Below are 1,498 nucleotides of genomic sequence, written 5' to 3' on the forward strand. Positions count from 1 at the left end.
CCTTGGGTTCTAGCGATCGTCGCAACACTCACCATTCTGAGAGTTGCAAACGCCCATGCTCGATACCGCGAACACGCCGCTACCGCACAGGACCTACCGCGAAGCCGAGAGGGTCGAGTTCCTCGACGCCTTCGAACGCCTCGGCAAGGTCAGCCTGGCAGCCCGAGAGGTCGGGCTTCATCCGGCCAGCTGTTACAAGTGGCTTGTCGATGCAGGCATCGATGCTAAGAAGCACAGCCGGGCCCGACGCGCGGAGTACTTCCGACTCCGTGAGGCCGGCACTGCCCGCGTCGACGCAGCCCGACAAACCGGGCTGAACATTCGCACCGCGATCGACTGGGACCAGGGGATCGAACACGCCAGCAATCGCCGGGTGTACCCCGACGGCCGCGTCATCGACTACAACAAGGACGTGCCTGTTCTCAGCGAAGCCCGTCAACGTCTGCTGCTTCCCCTGGTCGAGAGGCAGCTAGATCCGCGGTACCTGTCGCTCGTCGACCGGGAAAAGATCCGCGACCTCTCGGCCACCGGGGCATCCATCCGTTTCATCGCGCAGACCATGCTGCGGGCGCCGTCGACGATCAGCCGGGAGCTGCGCCGCAATGGCACCGACACGGGCACCTACGAGCCCTACGCGGCCCACCGCGCGGCCGCTGAGCGCCGGCCCCGCCCCAAGGACATCAAGCTGGTCGAGGGGTCACGCCTGCGTGAATACGTGCAGAAAAAGCTGCAGATCCGCTGGTCTCCCGAGCAAATCTGCCACTCTTTGATCAAGGAGTATCCCGATCATCAGGAGATGCGAGTGTCACCCGAGACGGTCTACCAAGCCCTATACCTGCAATCCCGCGGCGGGCTGAAGAAGGAAGTCCAGGCCGCGCTGCGCACCGGGCGCACCCGCCGCAAACCACAGAACACCGGACAAGCCCGGAGGAACAGATTCGCCGATCCCATGATCATGATCGCCGACCGTCCACCCGAGATCGACGACCGCGCCGTTCCCGGACACTGGGAAGGAGACCTCATCACCGGCATGCTGAATCAGTCCGCGATCGGCACCTTGGTCGAGCGGACCACCCGGTATGTGATGCTCGTGCACCTGCCCGATAACCACACTGCCGAAGCCGTCAGAGACGGCCTCGTGGCCGCCATCGCCACTCTCCCGGAACACCTTCGCGGGTCGCTGACCTGGGACCAAGGCTCCGAGATGGCGACCCACAGATCGTTCACCACAGCCACGGACATGCCCGTCTATTTCTGTGATCCGGCGAGCCCTTGGCAACGCGGCTCCAACGAGAACACCAATGGGCTGCTACGGCAGTACTTCCCGAAAAGCACCGACCTCTCCACCTACGGACTGGAAGATCTGGAGCACGTCGCCCAGGAACTCAACGGTCGTCCTCGCAAAACACTCATGTGGGATACCCCAGCCGAGCGAATCCGTGATCTACTAATCCCGGCCTAAACCACCGCAGTGTTGCAACGACTGCTTGAAACCGCC

At 63.2% G+C, this 1,498-nt stretch carries 1 protein-coding gene; it reads left to right on the forward strand.

Annotated features, from left to right (window positions below):
• Positions 1 to 55: 55 nt before the first annotated feature.
• The gene (locus E3T28_RS00410) at positions 56 to 1,462 is read left to right on the forward strand and encodes an IS30 family transposase (RefSeq protein WP_420898253.1); all 1,407 of its coding nucleotides are present in this window, start codon (positions 56 to 58) and stop codon (positions 1,460 to 1,462) included.
• Positions 1,463 to 1,498: the final 36 nt, after the last annotated feature.

The sequence above is a fragment of the Cryobacterium sinapicolor genome (assembly GCF_004403465.1).
Taxonomy (GTDB): domain Bacteria; phylum Actinomycetota; class Actinomycetes; order Actinomycetales; family Microbacteriaceae; genus Cryobacterium; species Cryobacterium sinapicolor.

Bases quoted from the DNA above. Each gene is read 5' to 3' on its own strand.
- E3T28_RS00410 (WP_420898253.1), top strand. From the start codon at position 56: ATGCTCGATACCGCGAACACGCCGCTACCGCACAGGACCTACCGCGAA.